This is a genomic window from Aquirufa sp., assembly GCF_964796385.1.
This window is the reverse complement of sequence record NZ_CBAUBA010000011.1, coordinates 13,388-30,566: the sequence shown is the minus strand read 5'-3', so window position 1 is coordinate 30,566 and position 17,179 is coordinate 13,388. Positions and strand designations below refer to the sequence as shown.

Sequence of the window (17,179 nt, the reverse complement as noted above, 5' to 3'; positions counted from 1 at the left end):
GAGCCAACAATTTCACATAAACCTAACCTTTAAACAGTATTACCATGGCAGGAGTAAACAAAGTGATTATTTTGGGCAATTTGGGTGCGGACCCAGAAGTACGTGCATTGCCTAGTGGAATGAAAGTTGCGAACATCAACATCGCAACTTCAGAATCTTATACCGGAAAAGATGGCCAGCGGGTCGAACAGACGGAATGGCATCGTGTTGAATTATGGGACAATTTGGCCAATATTGCTGAGCAATACCTAAAAAAAGGTAATCAGGTTTACATTGAAGGTAAAATTCGCTCAGAGGAATGGCAAGACAAAGCTGGTGCAACAGTAAGAGGTTATAGAATTCGAGCTACCTCACTTAATTTAATCGGCAGTCGGAACGATCGACCTGCCGGAGAAACACCTGAATCCCGACCACGGCCAGAACCTGTTAATCTGGGAAATGCCGTATCAGCAAGTGGGACTGCCTTTCCGCCGATGATGGAAGAGGGGGATGTTTTGCCATTTTAAATTTTATGTAAGAAAAAGGGAATAATAGGCGACTCTATTCCCTTTTTCTTAAATTTGCATCAAATGCGCATTTTATAACATGGACGCCGACCCCTATACGATTCAATTAGTAACCATTCTTGAGCCTCAGCTCAACTACACTTCGGTATTCGTCATTGGCCTAATTTTACTTGCCTTACTTGGCCTCTCTGCTTTGTTGGCCGGCTCAGAAGTAGCTTTTTTTTCCTTAAATGCTGACCAGCGTATTGCTTTGCGCGAAAGTGATAAATCTGCGGAAAAGGCGGTCAGTATTCTCTTGGATAAGCCTCAGCAATTACTTGCAACCCTTTTAATTGCTATAAATTTTGTAAATATTATCTTTATTACACTGTCTAATTATTTGACAGAAATGATTTTGGGCCCACAATCTGTGGGAACATTAGTCGTCACTTTGTTTTTGTTATTTGGGGTTACATTTATTATCACATTTTTCGGGGAATTGATTCCAAAAGTTTGGGCTCAACAAAATAACCTCAAGTTTGCCCTTTTTACTTCTCCATTCATTGAATTCTTTACGTTGATCTTTTTGCCTTTAGCAAAATCTTTGTTGGCAATTTCAAATTTGATTGAAAAACGAATTGAAAAAAAATCATATACGCTGACCGCGCATGAATTAAATCATGCCTTAGAGATTACCACGGACGAAAATACAACCGAACAAGAGAAAGATATTTTGCGTGGTATTCTGAATTTTGGTAATACATCCGTTAAATCTGTAATGCAAGCGCGTCGTGATATTGTTGCTTTTGACACGGAGATGGATTTTCATGAGTTGATGGATAAAATCAATAAGAATGGGTACTCTCGAGTTCCTGTTTTTAAGGACACAATTGATAAAATTGAAGGCATTTTATACATTAAAGATTTACTGAGGCACGTAGATAAAGATGAAAATTTTGATTGGATTTCATTGTTGCACCAACCATTTTTTGTTCCTGAGAATAAGAAAATCGATGATTTATTATATGATTTTCAAGAAAAGCGCGTTCATATGGCTGTAGTAGTTAATGAATATGGCGAGACGGAGGGGCTAGTTACCATGGAAGATATCATCGAGGAGATTGTGGGTGAGATTAACGATGAGTTTGATGATGAGACGAAAGATTATAAGCGTATCGATGATTCCTCATATGTTTTTGAAGCCAAAACCTCGTTGAATGATTTTTGTAAAGTTTTTGATTTAGATAGTACCTATTTTGAAAAAGTACGAGGTGAAAGTGAAACGTTAGGCGGTATGATGATTGAGTTATTTGCTCGAATTCCCAATGCAGGCGAGGAAATTTCATTTGATAAATTTGTATTTAAGGTGCAATCCGTTGACTTGCGCCGTGTTAAAAAAGTTCATGTTAAAGTAGCCACACAAGAAAAGCCGGATGAAGAAGCGACTAATTAAAATCAGTCTATTATTTTTTAGCTCTTTATTGCTAAATGCGTGTGATATCAGCCTAGTTCCTGTCGCACCGGACGCTGCAAGTGCAACATTTCTCCCTTCAATTGACCTAGGGGATGTAGAAAATCCAGGACTATCAGAGGCATCTGGCTTAGCCGCAAGCCGTGTGAATCCAGGGTATTTTTGGTCGCACAATGATTCTGGAAACCCTAACGTACTTTATTATTTTGATGATAAAGGAAAAGGAAATCGCGCATTTGAGCTTACAGGCACTTCGAATCGCGATTGGGAAGACATGGCCATTTTGGGAGAATCGGATGGATCAGCAACCGTTTATGTGGCTGATTTCGGCGATAATAATGCTGCATACACAGATTACACGATTTATTGGTTTAGGGAACCGGTTGTAAATGCGAGTACGTCAACTAAAATTACGGCAGTTAATTCATTGAAATTTACGTTGCCTGATGGAGCTCGTGATATGGAATGCCTTTTGATTGATCAAAAAACCAAAGATATATTTATCGTCTCCAAACGCGAAAATAATAAACGCCTCTACAAAATATCCGCCTCAAATGTTGTTCCATCAGCGCGCGTCCAAGCAGAATTCGTTCAAGAATTGAGCTTTTCGATACCCATTATTGCGGATCCACGTGTTGTTTCGGTAAATTTTATTTCTGGTGGTGCAGTATCCGCTGATAATTCGGAGATATTGATTAAGAATTATTTCGAAATGCATTATTGGAAGCGCAGTTCAGGAGAGTCAATACCTTCGGCATTGAAAAGGCCGCCTATAAAAGTTACTTATGCTGGGATTAATTCAGATGGAACGGGCCAAGAAATTCAGGGAGAGGCAGTTAGTTTTGCAGCTGACGGATCCGGCTATTATACCCTTGGGGAAGGCACTTCAGCTCGTTTATATTTCTATAAGAAAAAGTGAGGGTGCAAGGTCAGTTAAAGTTAGGTTTTGTGGGCCTTCTGATATGGCTAAGCCAATCTTTCTACGTGAAGGATTCCCATTTAAATACAACGTATTTTGCGCCTACGCAGGATTTAGGTGAGGTTTCTAATATGGAGCTCGATGAGGCCTCTGGTATGGTAGCGTCTTGGAGGAATCCGGGGTCTTACTGGGTCATCAATGATTCAGAGGACATTAACCGTATCTTTTTGGTAAGCCAAAACGGTCAAGGTAAAGTTGAATTTCTGATTAATGGACTACGAAACCGCGATTGGGAGGCCTTGGGGCGCTGGCAAAACAAAACGGGCCAAACCTATATTTACATTGCAGATATCGGTGATAATGCAAGCAATCAATCCGTATATTCCATTCATCGTTTTTTGGAACCTTCCTTACAATTATCTAATCCATTGACGCGTGTCATCAATGGTACCCAAACGGTACACTTTCAACTACCCGATGGATCACGTGATTTAGAGTGCCTTTTGGTTGACCAAATCTCGGGTGACATGTTTATTATTTCAAAGCGCGAAGACCGAAAACATTTATATCGTATTCCCGCAGCCTCATTTAGTAAGGAAGATAAATTGTATCAAGCTGAATTTATCCGAGAGTTAAATTTTTCAGTGCCAACCTCCGATTTGACTATTTTGAAACAATTGTATTACATCACAGGAGGGGATATTGCTGTTTCTAATGAAGAGGTAGTTATTCGTAATTATCTAGAAATCTACTATTGGAAAAAAGGAAAAACGGAATCACTCGCTGATGCTTTACGCCGCAAACCTCAAATAGTTCCAAGCGCTTTAGAACCTCAAGGTGAGGCAGTAGCTTTTGACCGAAACGGAAAAGGGTATAGTACCATTTCAGAGGTAGCCAGTTTTTCTAGTCCGGCACATATATTTTATACGCCTAAGAAATAATCATCAATTTGGCGAAGCTTAATAAGAGCGTTTTTTCCCCCACTCCTTGTTCAAAGTTTATGTGTGCTTTGCGTTCTGCCCCATTGACCTCCAATTTAGTAATCATTCCAAAGCCGAATTTTTGATGCTCGACCCGCTGTCCTTCTTGTAAACTCATCGGATCTGACTGCTTGAAATCAGCCGAAGGAACGTGTTGGTAATTTGTATTTTGCTTGGGTTTCTGAATCAATTGAGCCGCTGAGACATTTGTTGATTTTTCAACAAACCCTGTTTTTTGTACTGGGCGATAATTAGACACATCCTTTTTCCCAGGTGTTTTAGCCATCTTTAAATAGGTGCTATCTAATTCATCTATAAACCTGCTAGGTTCACAAGATTTTAATCGGCCAAACTGATACCTCGATTCCGCATAGGAAATCATCAGCTTTTTCTCCGCTCGCGTAATCGCTACATAAAATAAGCGACGCTCTTCTTCTAGGTCGGCCTGACTCTGTAGCATCATTTGACTTGGGAAAAGGTCTTCTTCTAGGCCAACTAAAAACACGTGTTTAAATTCTAATCCTTTGGCTGAGTGGACGGTCATTAATGTGACCTTATCTGTGTCATTGGGGTCTTCTGTCGTATCAGCATTAGTGAGCAAGGAAACGGATTGCAAAAAGGTTGCTAGTGATTTGTCTTCATTTTCCTCAGAATCTACGAACTGCTTGACGGCATTTAATAATTCCTGAACGTTTTGATAACGTGCAAGCCCTTCTACCGTTTTGTCTTCATAAAGTTCACGCACTAAACCAGATGTTTTTGCTACATGACTGGCAACTTCATAGGCATCTTTTCCATCCACTTCCACCATTAACTTGTAGGACTTAATCAAGTCGGCAAATTGCTCAATCGGTGCCGTCCCACGAACCCCTTGAAATTGTTGAATATTAGCCACAATGTCCCAAACAGAAGAATTCTGTTCCGCTGCCGTAATTGCGATTTTAGCAATTGTCGTATCGCCAATCCCTCGTTTAGGTAAATTGATAATACGTTTAAACGCTTCTTCATCTTGTTGATTGACAACAAATCGCAGGTAGCCCAACACATCTTTAATTTCTTTTCGTTGGTAAAAAGATAATCCACCTACGATCTTATACTTGATATTTAGTCGCCTAAGTGACTCCTCGAAAGAACGTGATTGGGCATTTGTTCGATAGAGAATAGCAAAGTCCGACCAGATCAGTCCATCACGCTGCCGCGTTTCTAGAATAGTCGATGCGATGATTCGCCCTTCCTCATTATCGCTACCTGCTCGAATAATTTCAATCTGGTCTCCATCTTCGTTTGACGTAAATACGTCTTTTTTTAATTGCGATTTATTTCGTGCGATAATCGAGTTTGCTACCGCCACAATCGCTTTCGTTGACCGGTAATTTTCCTCTAATTTAATCATTGCCAAATCAGGGTAATCACGCTCGAAATTCAGGATATTTTGGATATCCGCTCCTCTAAATGCGTATATACTTTGCGCATCATCCCCTACCACGCAAATATTTTGATTAACAGCTGAAAGTTTCTTCGTGAGTAAATATTGAGACACATTGGTATCTTGAAACTCATCCACCATTACATGCTTAAACTTATGCTGGTATTTGTTTAAAACGTCTAAATGATCCCTAAAAAGAATATTAGTTTGAAATAAGAGATCATCAAAATCCATGGCATTAGCCTGAAAACAACGATGGCAATACAATTTATACACCTGACCCAGCATCGGAATTTTCGCAAAGCGATCTTCCTGCTCCAGGACCGAACTAGCCATGTATTGTTCGGGACCAATTAGCCTGTTTTTTGCATTAGAAATTCGATTGAGGACTAAATTGACTTTATAAATTTTGTCATCTAAATTCTGCTCTTTAATCAGCGCACGAATTAGTGATTTCGAATCGTCCGTATCGTAAATAGAAAAATTGGATGTATACCCCAGACGCGCCCCTTCGAAACGTAAAATTTTAGCAAAAACGGAGTGAAAAGTTCCCATCCAAATATTTTTGGCTTGCGAACCGATCACAGTTTCTATCCGATGGCGCATTTCGCCAGCTGCTTTGTTAGTAAAGGTCAGTAATAAAATACTAAAAGGATCGATACCCCTCTCGATCAAATGGGCCGTTCGGTAGGTCAAGACGCGGGTTTTTCCAGAGCCAGCACCTGCTATAATCATTAACGGGCCATCGATATGTTCAACTGCTTGTCGCTGGGGCTCATTAAGGCCTGCTAAATAATCCATTGAGTGATTTTTAGTGTTCAATTGGGCAACAAAAATAGGAATTTTTTGGCGCTTTATGGGCTGCTAAACTGATAATTTGTTACTGCGGAAAACCAAATAAGGCGTGCTCCTTAATTTGTTTAGCTACTGATTCAGGGACTAATTTTTCCCAATCTCCAGGCCCTTGCTGAATCATCGCTAGAACTTGGTCTGTGCGGATATTCATCAACTTTTCATCCGACTTTTTGATATCTTCCAGCTTTTTGTTGTCGAGCAGATAGTGCAACAAGCCACGAAGGTGTGGCACAGTTTTGAAGGTCTTTAAATTCAAAACCGCCCCTTTATCGTCGATTGTGGGATATAAATATAACTTGATATTATGGCCAAACAAATCAGCAAACGCGGTTAAAATTCCACCATCTACTTGGGCATAATGTTTCTCTTCGAATATATATTCCAAGTTTGGCATACCCATGATTAATGCCATTTTCAAAGGCGAAAATTGGGATAGGTAGGCAACCAACTTAAAGTACTCGTGAAAATTTGAGATGAGAACGGTTTGACCTAAAGAACATAAAATGTCTACGCGATCTAAGAAATCTTTTTCATTTATATGATGGGACCCATCTTCTAAATTACGTAATGTCAGCTCTGATAACACGCAAATTTTATCATCATCTACGTCGGATTCTTGTTCAAATTGCGTTTGGCCTTTCTTCAACATATCCAAAAATATGTTAGTCACTGGCCTAAATCTGCCACGAATAGCTATAATGTGTTTTTTAGATAAGGCATTATAAGGTTGCATCACCGTTCCATCAGGTCCGAAAACGGCAGCCTGTGTAAATCCGTGTTTAACCAGATATAAGGACATCAGGCGATTGTCAACATCCGCAAAATCATCGCCTTCAAAACGAATCATATCAATCTCTATACGGTCAGTTGACAAGTCATCCAACAACGAACAAAGTAATTTTTCTGGATCTGCATGCAAGAAAAAACATCCATACAATAAATTAACGCCGATAATTCCAAGCGCTTGTTGTTGTAAAATATTGTCGTTATCCAGCATATTCACGTGGATAACTAAATTGTTTACCGGCCCATTTGGTTTTAGTTGAAATCGCAAGCCAATCCAACCATGCGCATCGTTCGTTTTTTGATAATTTAACGCCGAGACCGTATTCGCAAAAGCAAAAAATCGTTTTTCATCTGCCGTATCAGTCAAGCGAACCTTCAACAATTTAAATTCACGCGTGAGCATTTTCATTAATCTTGGCTCACAAACATATTTACCTGACTCTTCCTCTCCGTAAATAGCATCAGAAAAGGCCATGTCATACGCGGAAATTGTTTTTGCAATGGTTCCTGAGGCACCCCCAGCTTTGAAAAAAATAGCAGCTACATCTTGCCCAGCTCCAATTTCAGCAAATGACCCGTAGATACTACGATCTAAGTTGATGTTCAATGCTTTTTGTTTCGTCCCAATGGACTTCATAGAAGCTGTCATGCGTGTTTTGTTGATGGTGTTTAGGCGATGTGCAATTTAAAAAATTATTCCGGAAGCTCGGTTCATTTTCTTGTAAAAATCCTAAATCAATTTTTTGTGAAAAAGCGTAAGCCCGGCCATAGGAGCCTCACTAATGATTCCCACACGTAGGCCAGAATTCGTTACAACCCGTTTTAGAATGTCTGAATAATAAAATGCAACCGAGCCCGTAAAGTGCACGGGCACCATTTTTGCAGAATCATACTTAACAAGATACAATTGACAAAAATCTTGAAATGCCTTTTCTATTAGCTCATAACAAAATGGATGTTTACGGTGGTCAAACAGAAATTTAGAAAAGCTTGCGAACCAGCGATTGGGGAATTCTTTTTGATAGGCGTGTTCAAATATATCTAGCCTACTCAATGATCCAAATCGTTTAATAAATAACTCACGTAAATCAAGCGGTAGTTCATGATGTAAATAAGTTAGCACGAGCCGCTTACCAAGGTTCGCTCCGCTGCCCTCATCTCCCAACCAAAATCCGAGGGGTGGAATTTGCTCTTTTAGCTTTCCTTCCTCAAAATATCCCGAGTTGGCACCTGTCCCCAAAATACAAGCAATTCCGGGCTCATTTCCACACAACGAGATGCCTGCGGCAATTAAGTCATTTGCTACCGAGATTTGGGCATCTCCCACAAATGGTCGAAGCACTTGATTGATTATTTCACTTTTACCCTCATCCGCGATACCCGTTCCATAATAAAATACATACTGGATAGATTTTTGGCTTAGTTTTTCCAAAGTAGGTCGTTGGGCCGCGGTGATGTCGGCGGCCAACTGGTAATACGGATTTATACCGTCTGAAAAGAAGCTTTCATAGGCTTGAGTAGGGCCGGAAATGTAGCGCCATTCGGTTTTTGTCGAACCACTTTCAACGATTAAAATCATATTAATTTCCCGATTGGCGTGAATTTTTCAAATACGTTTGCCGTGTGCGGAGCGTCAGCCAACTCAGACGTTAAGTCTTGTCCTGCCCAATGCTCATAATGTTTGCCATTTTTCCACAATTTTGATGTGGTCATGTCGTAGACTAGGCCTTGAAATGCAATCCAAATTTCAGGTCTATCTTGCCCATTGCGAAGAGATAATTGTGATTTTGTGAAATTAGGAAGCTCAGTAAGCACGGTTATTTTAATTTGCACGAAACTAAATAAAAAGTGCCAAACCCCGTTTTATTCCTAAAGATTTTTAATTTTACAACGTAAATAAATGAAGGATGAAAAATTTTATTTGGATTGCGGTTGTGGCTTTCATGTTTTTTGGTTGTAGTAAAGATGAGCCAACACCCGTTTCGGAATTGATTAAAAAATCTTGGTCTGTTAGTTCTGCGCAATGGGATGGAACGACTCAATATACCAAGGGAGGCAGTTCTAATTTAGTTAATGGGTATGCACAATTTAAATTAGACCTAAGTGTGGCCGGCTCGGTAACTTTGACCGAATTTGATGGCAAGCAATTTACAGGTAAATACGTGCTTGCAACGGATAATAGCAAAATCACGCTCAGCGATCTGAAAGGCTCTGAAGGTGCTCCAACGGGTACGAATGGTACAATTGAATTTCGAATAGTAGGCACCCCTACTGCTACAACATTGGGCTTAGAGACGTTGGCAACTTACATTAAGGCAAGTAATAAGCGTGTAGGATTAACATTGGTTAACCCATAAAAAGATTATTTTGACAGATTAGCCGTCTATTAGGACGGCTTTTTTTATATATGGAAAATAGAACAGAAATAGGCAGTATTGGGGAGTTTGGATTGATTAATCGTTTGGCCGAACCATTTAAGACTTACCAAGGGTGGACTTCTGTCGGCATTGGAGATGATGCGGCGGTATTGAATTCAGGCGGAAAATTAACCGTTACGACCACTGAATTATTGATTGAAGGTGTACATTTTGATTTATCATATACGCCACTTTTGCATTTAGGATATAAGATTGTAAGTGTGGCTTTGGCTGATTTGGCGGCGATGAATGCGATTCCTGCCCAAATCGTTTTGGGTTTAGGATTGAGTAATCGATTCTCCGTGGAGGCTGTTGAGGAACTTTATGTGGGGGTAAAAAATGCATGTGAGGAATACAAAATTGATCTAGTGGGCGGAGATACCACGGCTTCTCCCCAAGGATTAATCGTTTCTGTCACGGCGATTGGGGTAGTCGATTCTACAGAATTAGTGAAACGTTCCGGAGCGAAACCCAATGATGTTATTTGTGTTACAGGAGATTTTGGAGGGGCTTTGCTTGGGCTTCAATCATTGGAGCGTGAAAAGCAGGTATTTTTGGCCAATCCAGAAATGCAGCCCGAATTAGATAATAAGAGCTATGTGGTATTACGCCAGCTTAAACCTATGGCGCGTTTTGATATTTTACATGAAATGCGGGATTTAGGGGTCGTTCCTACATCCATGATTGATAGTTCGGATGGCCTCGCTGCTGAAATTTTACACTTGTGTAAAGCATCAGCCACCGGAGCACGTATCTTCGAAAAAAATATCCCAATAGACGATGAGACATATTTGTCGGCAACCGAATTCAATCTCAGTCCTTTGACCGCGGCCTTAAATGGGGGAGAAGATTATGAATTGGTTTTTACGGTTTCGCAGGCCGACTATGAGAAAATTGAAAAAATTTCGGATGTCACGGCGATTGGTTACATGACTGATAAGCAAGATGAACGTGTCATTGTTATGAAATCAGATCAGTTGGTAAATCTAACAGCCCCCGGATTCGGCGCATAAGTCATGGCAGTAGCAATCATGCAACCTTACTTTTTCCCTTACTTAGGCTATTTTCAATTAGTCCAAGCTGTGGATCATTTTGTGTTGTATGATGATGTGATGTTTATTAAAAAAGGATGGATTAATCGTAACCGAATTATGATGCAAGGCCAGGATTTTATGTTTACAATTCCGCTTGAAAAGCAAAGTCAGAATAAAACAATTCGAGAGTCAACCGTTGCGTGGAATTCTGAATTTCCGTCCAAATTTTTAGTTCAACTGCGCTCGGCGTATAAAAAAGCTCCACATGTAGAGTCTGTGATGTCTTTGATTGAAGGGGTTTTGGTTGAAAAACCATCCAGTTTAGCTGAATTAGCGGGTTCTAGTGTTAAAGTAACTTGGGATTACCTAGGGTTAAAAAAAGCATTTTATTACAGCTCAACACTTTCGGTGTCCTCAGAGCTTGGTCGGGCAGAACGTTTGATCGAAATCACGAAGTCTTTCAAGGAATCCGTTTATGTTAATGCTGCAAATGGCAAAGCTTTGTATGATAAGCCTAGCTTTGCTCATCAGGGAGTTGAGTTGCAATTTATTGAAAGTGAATTGCCCGTTTATTCGCAGGGAAATAATCCTGATTTTTTGGCTGGGTTATCGATGATAGATGTATTGATGTGGAATGATATTCCTCGAATTCGCGAAATGCTAACTAGCTATACACTCGATTGAGGAAATCTTTCTCCGTAAAATAAATTTCAAAAATATTTTATCAAGTTATTAGTAACTTTGTTTCATGACTCAATCTATCTTCATTCGTAAATACTCAAACCGCTTCCTCTCTAGGTGGCTGGTATTAGTTATTGATTTGGGGATTGTCATGTTTTCGTTTACGTTAGCAACCCTATTGCGAACCAATTTTAGATATCAAGAAATTGATTTGTATAACTTTCAATTTCATTTTCTATTTCTTTTCCTCATTCGAATAGGCGCATTCCTTTACTTTCAATCCTTTACGGGGATCATTCGGCATACAAGTATTGAAGATGCTGTCTTAATTTTAAAATCGGTATTTACCGGTACGTTTATTGCTGCATTTTTTTCGATTACACTTCGATATTACAGTGGACTGGATATGTTGTTGTATGTTCCTTTGTCCATTCTAGCTATCGATTTTTTCATCTGTTTATTCTTGATGGTGACACTTCGATTTCTCGTTAAATCGTTCTATGAATCATTTATTAACGAGTTTAAGCCTGCGGTAGGAGTGCTAATTTATGGTGCTGGATATTCTGGTTTGTTAACTAAAAATGTCATTCAAAATGACCGAAGCATCAATTACCAAGTGCTCGGCTTTATCGATGACAATGAGTCTAAAATCAATAAAACGATCGAGGGTATTCGCGTGTATAGTCTGGTCGAGACCCTGGATAAGTTTGTAGACAATTACGAAGGCTTACAGGTCATTATGGCCATAAATAATATCGGGTTACAAGCCAAACGTAAGATTTCAGATGTATTTCTAGACCGAGGAGTTATTGTTAAAACATTGCCTCCAGTTGATAAATGGGTAGGCGGGGAATTTGCAATTAATCAAATCCATAATGTCAAAATTGAAGACCTATTAGGCCGAGAGGAAATTCAAATGAATAATAAACGGATCAGCGAAGAAATGAATTCGCAATCCATCATGGTGACCGGTGCCGCAGGATCAATCGGCAGTGAGATTGTCCGCCAATTAATCGCTTATTTCCCAGCCAAAATTATTTTAGTAGATCAGGCTGAGTCGGGATTATTTGATTTGGAATACGAGCTATCCGGGTTGATTCCTTCCAATACAGAACTAGTGGTTAAGGTTGCGGATGTGTCGGATTACCAACGAATGGCATTTATTTTCAAGACGCATAAGCCTAGTATTGTTTTTCATGCCGCAGCGTACAAGCATGTGCCATTGATGGAAAAAAATCCATACGAGGCAGTAAAAATAAATATTATCGGGACGCAAGTTTTGGCTGAATTAGCAGCTGAAAATGGCGTGGATAAGTTTGTGATGGTATCCACGGACAAGGCAGTAAATCCCACCAACGTGATGGGTGCAACTAAACGTTTTGCCGAAATGTATACGCAATCTATGAATCAATTGGATGGTATGCGTACCAAATTTATTGCGACACGTTTTGGGAACGTATTGGGATCTAACGGTTCTGTTATTCCATTATTTAAGAAACAGATTGAACGCGGAGGCCCTGTAACGGTAACCCATCCCGAAATTACACGTTACTTTATGACCATCCCCGAAGCATGTGAACTGGTGTTAGAAGCTGCAACGATGGGTGAGGGCGGCGAGGTTTTTGTTTTTGATATGGGGGAGTCAGTTAAGATTGTCAACCTAGCTAAGAAGATGATTACGCTGAGTGGATTACGCGTAGATCGTGACATCGAAATTAAATATACTGGGCTTCGTCCAGGTGAAAAGTTGTACGAGGAGCTTTTGAATAACGATGAAAATTCATTGCCAACACACCATCCTAAAATTTTGGTGGCGAAAGTTAATACGCCTACTTATGCATTCATGGAAATTCAAGTAGCCGAGATGATTCAGTTATTAGCGGATGGAGGTAATAATGAACTGGTAGCAAAAATCAAGCAAGTCATTCCTGAATACAAGTCAAATAATTCAGTATTCGAAAAACTAGATCGTAAATCTTTTACAATCAAGCGTTAATCAGTCGCTTCGCAATCCAAATAGAAGCAAGCGTAGCTATAGGTGCCGCCAAAATATCCCATGTGTAGTGCACATGCTGAATCAGCAAAAGACAAACCAAAAATCCCGCTAAAACAAGTGCTATCCTTCGTTCTATACCCCTTAAATAATAGCAAACAAATACCATCGTTGCTGTATGGCCAGAGAAAAAGAGATCTTTTGTTATCGGTAGATTATCTCCATATATAAAAAATTCGGCGATGGGGTCATGTAAGGCCACTATGCCGTTTGGAGGGTTTAATGCAACAAAATAGATACTTATTGAGCGCATTAACGTCTCTATATTGAAAGCCCAAGCAAACCAAAGAAATTGATGGGGTTTGGCTAGTAAGCGAATGACTAAATAAATAACACTGCAATAAATTATCCCAAAAATCAGGTATGAAACATTTGCCGAAGGAATTTGTGCTAAAATATAATCTGGCCAAACTTTGCCATCTCGTAACTGTATCCACTGAAAATATTCAGCCGCTTTCCAAGGGAAAATAGCGAATACCACTAATGCTAAAATCAATCGCCACTGAAATTGCTTATCTTGCCAAGCGATAGACCAGGCAGCGGGAATCGATTTTTTAAAACTATTCATCCACCTTGTTAGTTATCCTTCAGTAATTTTAAGTTCGCAAAACTACATTAAAATAAAAAAAGATATGAGCTTCTATTTGAAAAAAGTCGGATTAATACTTAGCATAGCTGGTGCTTTTCTTCATTTTTCGTGCGGAGGTACATCGATAAAAAAGCCAACCATGCAAGATAATTCAGTCGCAAAATTAGATACAATTACATTCGGAGCCGGATGTTTTTGGTGTGTAGAAGCCGTATACCAGCGCGTCAAAGGAGTATATTCCGTTACTTCTGGATATATGGGTGGGAAAATCAAACAACCTACCTACCGCGAAGTTTGCACAGGGTTGACAGGTCACGCTGAGGTATGCCAGATTACCTATGATCCGAATGTCGTTTCGTTTCAAACCTTATTAGAGGTGTTTTGGCAGACGCATGATCCGACAACCCTCAATAGACAAGGTGCGGACGTTGGGACGCAATACCGTTCCGCTATTTTCTTTTCCAATGATGCACAGAAACAAGCAGCGGAAAATTGGAAACGTAATTTGAATGAAAAACATGTATTCCCCAATCCGATTGTGACAGAGATTGTTGCGGAGTCTACATTCTATCCAGCTGAAGATTACCATCAAGATTATTTCAATCAAAATGGCACTGAACCATATTGCCAGATCGTCATAAAGCCTAAAATGGATAAATTCCTCAAGGCGTTTAAAGATAAATTGAATTAGAATCCTCCCTTATCATAAAAACTTCTTCTCCTAGATAATTTTAAATCTTGGAGCAAGGAGGACTTGACACGTAAGTCGAAAGAATAATTACTCGCTCGACCATAAAATGGGCTTGCAATAGGTGTCCAATTAAAATTCATTTCCCAGCAATGCAAGTCACGGTGCACCGACATATTCGTGTAGGTTAACCCATTAAATTTGAAATCATATCCCGAAGACACGGAAAGTTTCCATTTTTCGGTAAGGCTCAATTCTCCTTGAAAAGTTAAACCTGCGATTTTTTGTGCAGCGGCTAAGCCCATCCGATTATAACTATATTGATAACTGAACGAAAAAGTCCAAGGTATATTCCAATCCACATAATCATCCAAATTGCGATTAATTTGACGTAATTGTGACTCGCTCCCTTCTTTACTTGTTTTTTCTTTTGTTTTTGAAGGGGCAAACCTGCGGCCTATGGATAAATTAAGTCCTTGTAGCCGGCCCAATCCCTCGCCCTTACCAAACATCAGGTCGTTGGTTCGTCGGCCCACATCAAAAAATGCCTTGTCTTGAACATATAGATACGGGTCAATACTGCCTCCGATGTTGACATCAAATTCCCTAACACGCGAATTAGCCGTGAAGCTCAGATTGGATAGTGGAAATTCTTTTGCTAGAAAGTTATAGCTTCCATTAATCCCAAAGTTGTCGATTAGGTTAATTTTTTCACTTTGTTTGGTCGCGGTATCAGATTTGGTTTTTAGTTTTGCCTCCAACGTATTTTGAATGCCAAAACTAACTGCACCCGTAGCACCCCCATAACTTAATGTTCGTGGATCAAAGCTTGAAATGCGTCGAATATCTCCCATTTGTTCTACTCCTTCAGCATTAATAAACTTACGGTTATTGATGCGGACGTCTTGAAAATAACCTAACGATGGATCAGAAACATCTGGTGCATAGCTCAAACTAATACTGGGAACAGCCGTATGGCGTATCGCTTCTAGGCGACCTTTATTAAAACGCGCTGTTCCATATACACGCGTATTCATGCTGGCCGAAAATGAAAGTTGGGAATTGAATTTTGGCAATCCCCCCACGGTATCAATACGGACGGTTGAATCTATCGGCATGTAGGTGTATTTGTAGGATCGGGTAAACATATTTCCAGCCAATGAAACACCTGGAGTCAGGTTGATATACGGTGTAAGCTTTATATTGGGTAAGGAAAGTGGAACACTATACTGAAATTTCGTCTGCGCTTTTTCCCATAGCATTGGGATTGTACTAGCATTTACAGGGATAACTCCTGGCGGTAGTTCCCCTGCGGTAGTTGGCAAAAACGGTCTTTGAACGGTCCCCCGTTGACTATTAGACGCTCTAGGAAAAACATCAAACTCGTAGCGTGTAAAAGGATCCGAAACTTGGTTGGTCAATGAAATACTTCCTGAAAAATCTAATCCCAGTCGAAATTGGTCCATAAATCGATCGCTAATTGAATTCTTTCTCTTGAATGGTTGGAACTGATTCAAGCCAAAGTTAAATTCTGTTCCTGCATCAAAAACGCGTGTAGTAGTGTTTTGGTTGATCCGTAAACTAACTCCACTTCGAACGATTTGGCCAATATTTTTTGTGTATTGAACTGAGGATCCGATGGTATTGGTCAGGTATTGTTGCGTTGAAAACGTGTTGAATTGATTAAAGGAATTTGATGCGACATTAACTGATGCGGAGAAACTAGAATTCCCTAGACTACGTGGGCTGTGCGACCATTGAAGTGAGAAATCTGTCCGTTTGGTTGGATTAAATTCTGCTCCATTGCTATTTCTGTTGAAAGCAAAATTAAAGCTTCCATTATATCGATAACGTTTATTGTATTGTGAATTTGCGCCCAATCCCCAGCCACCTTTGGAATAAATTTGTCCGGTAAAACGTATACCAATATTTTCGCTGGCCGCCCAATAGTAACCACCTTCACGAAGATAAAACCCACGGCCTGTAGGCTCTTCTCCATAGGTAGGGAATAATATACCCGATTTCCCCGCCTCTTTTGGTTGGGAATAAGGAAAAAAGCCAAAAGGCAGTCCAATTGGCAAAGGAATATCATTTAATTCGAAGTGAAAGGGGCCAGAAATAATTTCTTTTTTACCTACTACTTTAATTTTACTCGCATTGATGTGGAAGTGTGGATGGCTTAAATTACAAGTTGTATAAATAGCGTTTCGGATGTAAAGATTTTCCTCCTCATCTTTCTTGACAGTTTTTCCTTGGACATATCCTTCGCCCTGCTGAGTCACAATTCCTTTTATCGCCGCGCGTTTACTCTTGAAATTATAGCGTATTTCGTCCGAATCATATTTATCTCCTCCTTGGGTAAATACGGGTAATCCGTCCATTTTATGGGTAGTTGAATCATATGTCCCCTTGGCAAATACTTCATTTGTTTCCCAGTCTAGCCGAATGTAGTTAGCTTCTAGTACGATTTCTCCATACTTAACTTTTGCCTTTCCGTACAGATAAACAACCTGGTTTGCCGCATCCAAGATAGTCGAGTCTGAAGCTGAATAATATACGGTAGTTTGTAAATCTTGGGATTTGTTTAGCGAATCTCCCTGAATGACGCGCGACTGAGCCGAATCTTTCACAATAATCCGTTGGGCGAAAGAATCCGATATGCCAACAAGGAATAGTCCTATGAACAGAAAAAGGTAATATGTGGATTGCTTTACCAAATGGAATTTAAAAATTATCTTTGCGTGTGGCAATGGAATTTGTAAAATTACATCATTGCCACTTATCATACGTCTAAT

The 17,179-nt window shown here is 39.8% G+C and carries 15 protein-coding genes; 9 read left to right on the top strand and 6 right to left on the bottom strand.

All coding sequences use genetic code 11. The features are described from left to right. Positions 1-44 precede the first annotated feature (44 nt). From AC1W6K_RS05235 to AC1W6K_RS05220, 4 genes are all read left to right on the top strand, one after another. The gene (locus AC1W6K_RS05235) at positions 45-506 is read left to right on the top strand and encodes a single-stranded DNA-binding protein (protein ID WP_481719374.1); all 462 of its coding nucleotides are present in this window, start codon (positions 45-47) and stop codon (positions 504-506) included. Between the two features lie 79 nt (positions 507-585). Further along, complete coding sequence (gene gldE, locus AC1W6K_RS05230; RefSeq protein WP_481719373.1) at positions 586-1,938, top strand: gliding motility-associated protein GldE; 1,353 nt, start codon at positions 586-588, stop codon at positions 1,936-1,938. Beyond that, positions 1,919-2,875: a hypothetical protein gene (locus AC1W6K_RS05225; protein WP_481946708.1), complete on the top strand. Its 957-nt coding sequence runs from the start codon at positions 1,919-1,921 to the stop codon at positions 2,873-2,875. The genes gldE and AC1W6K_RS05225 overlap by 20 nt, the downstream gene beginning before the upstream one ends. Before the next feature lie 65 nt (positions 2,876-2,940). Then, positions 2,941-3,816, top strand: coding sequence for a hypothetical protein (locus tag AC1W6K_RS05220; RefSeq protein WP_481946707.1), 876 nt, complete (start codon positions 2,941-2,943; stop codon positions 3,814-3,816). Here AC1W6K_RS05220 and AC1W6K_RS05215 read toward each other — a convergent pair. The 4 genes from AC1W6K_RS05215 to AC1W6K_RS05200 form a co-directional block, all read right to left on the bottom strand. Beyond that, the gene (locus tag AC1W6K_RS05215) at positions 3,806-6,082 is read right to left on the bottom strand and encodes an ATP-dependent helicase (protein ID WP_481946706.1); all 2,277 of its coding nucleotides are present in this window, start codon (positions 6,080-6,082) and stop codon (positions 3,806-3,808) included. The genes AC1W6K_RS05220 and AC1W6K_RS05215 overlap by 11 nt on opposite strands. A gap of 79 nt (positions 6,083-6,161) precedes the next feature. Continuing rightward, complete coding sequence (locus AC1W6K_RS05210; protein ID WP_481719369.1) at positions 6,162-7,571, bottom strand: TonB-dependent receptor; 1,410 nt, start codon at positions 7,569-7,571, stop codon at positions 6,162-6,164. An 81-nt stretch (positions 7,572-7,652) separates the two neighbouring features. After that, complete coding sequence (locus AC1W6K_RS05205; protein WP_481946705.1) at positions 7,653-8,501, bottom strand: N-acetylglucosamine kinase; 849 nt, start codon at positions 8,499-8,501, stop codon at positions 7,653-7,655. Beyond that, positions 8,498-8,737, bottom strand: a complete 240-nt coding sequence (locus tag AC1W6K_RS05200) for a cytochrome b5 domain-containing protein (RefSeq protein WP_481946704.1) — start codon at positions 8,735-8,737, stop codon at positions 8,498-8,500. The genes AC1W6K_RS05205 and AC1W6K_RS05200 overlap by 4 nt, the downstream gene beginning before the upstream one ends. Positions 8,738-8,829: 92 nt before the next feature. On the opposite strand from AC1W6K_RS05200, the gene AC1W6K_RS05195 reads away from it, so the two are divergent. The 4 genes from AC1W6K_RS05195 (at position 8,830) to AC1W6K_RS05180 (ending at position 13,050) form a co-directional block, all read left to right on the top strand. Then, entirely contained in the window at positions 8,830-9,279 is a 450-nt protein-coding gene (locus AC1W6K_RS05195) for a hypothetical protein (protein WP_481719366.1), read from the top strand. A gap of 50 nt (positions 9,280-9,329) precedes the next feature. Then, entirely contained in the window at positions 9,330-10,352 is a 1,023-nt protein-coding gene (gene thiL / locus AC1W6K_RS05190; protein ID WP_481946703.1) for a thiamine-phosphate kinase, read from the top strand. 3 nt (positions 10,353-10,355) lie between these two features. Further along, the gene (locus AC1W6K_RS05185) at positions 10,356-11,057 is read left to right on the top strand and encodes a WbqC family protein (protein ID WP_481719364.1); all 702 of its coding nucleotides are present in this window, start codon (positions 10,356-10,358) and stop codon (positions 11,055-11,057) included. Between the two features lie 64 nt (positions 11,058-11,121). Then, positions 11,122-13,050, top strand: coding sequence for a polysaccharide biosynthesis protein (locus AC1W6K_RS05180; protein WP_481946702.1), 1,929 nt, complete (start codon positions 11,122-11,124; stop codon positions 13,048-13,050). Here the strand turns inward: AC1W6K_RS05180 and AC1W6K_RS05175 are convergent. Next, complete coding sequence (locus AC1W6K_RS05175; RefSeq protein WP_481719362.1) at positions 13,040-13,675, bottom strand: phosphatase PAP2-related protein; 636 nt, start codon at positions 13,673-13,675, stop codon at positions 13,040-13,042. The two genes, AC1W6K_RS05180 and AC1W6K_RS05175, sit on opposite strands and share 11 nt — an antisense overlap. Positions 13,676-13,739: 64 nt before the next feature. On the opposite strand from AC1W6K_RS05175, the gene msrA reads away from it, so the two are divergent. Continuing rightward, a complete protein-coding gene (msrA, locus tag AC1W6K_RS05170) occupies positions 13,740-14,387 on the top strand; it encodes a peptide-methionine (S)-S-oxide reductase MsrA (RefSeq protein ID WP_481719361.1) in 648 nt (215 codons plus the stop codon). On the opposite strand, the gene AC1W6K_RS05165 is transcribed toward msrA, so the two are convergent. Next, complete coding sequence (locus AC1W6K_RS05165) at positions 14,384-17,170, bottom strand: putative LPS assembly protein LptD (RefSeq protein WP_481946701.1); 2,787 nt, start codon at positions 17,168-17,170, stop codon at positions 14,384-14,386. The genes msrA and AC1W6K_RS05165 overlap by 4 nt on opposite strands. Positions 17,171-17,179 lie beyond the last annotated feature (9 nt).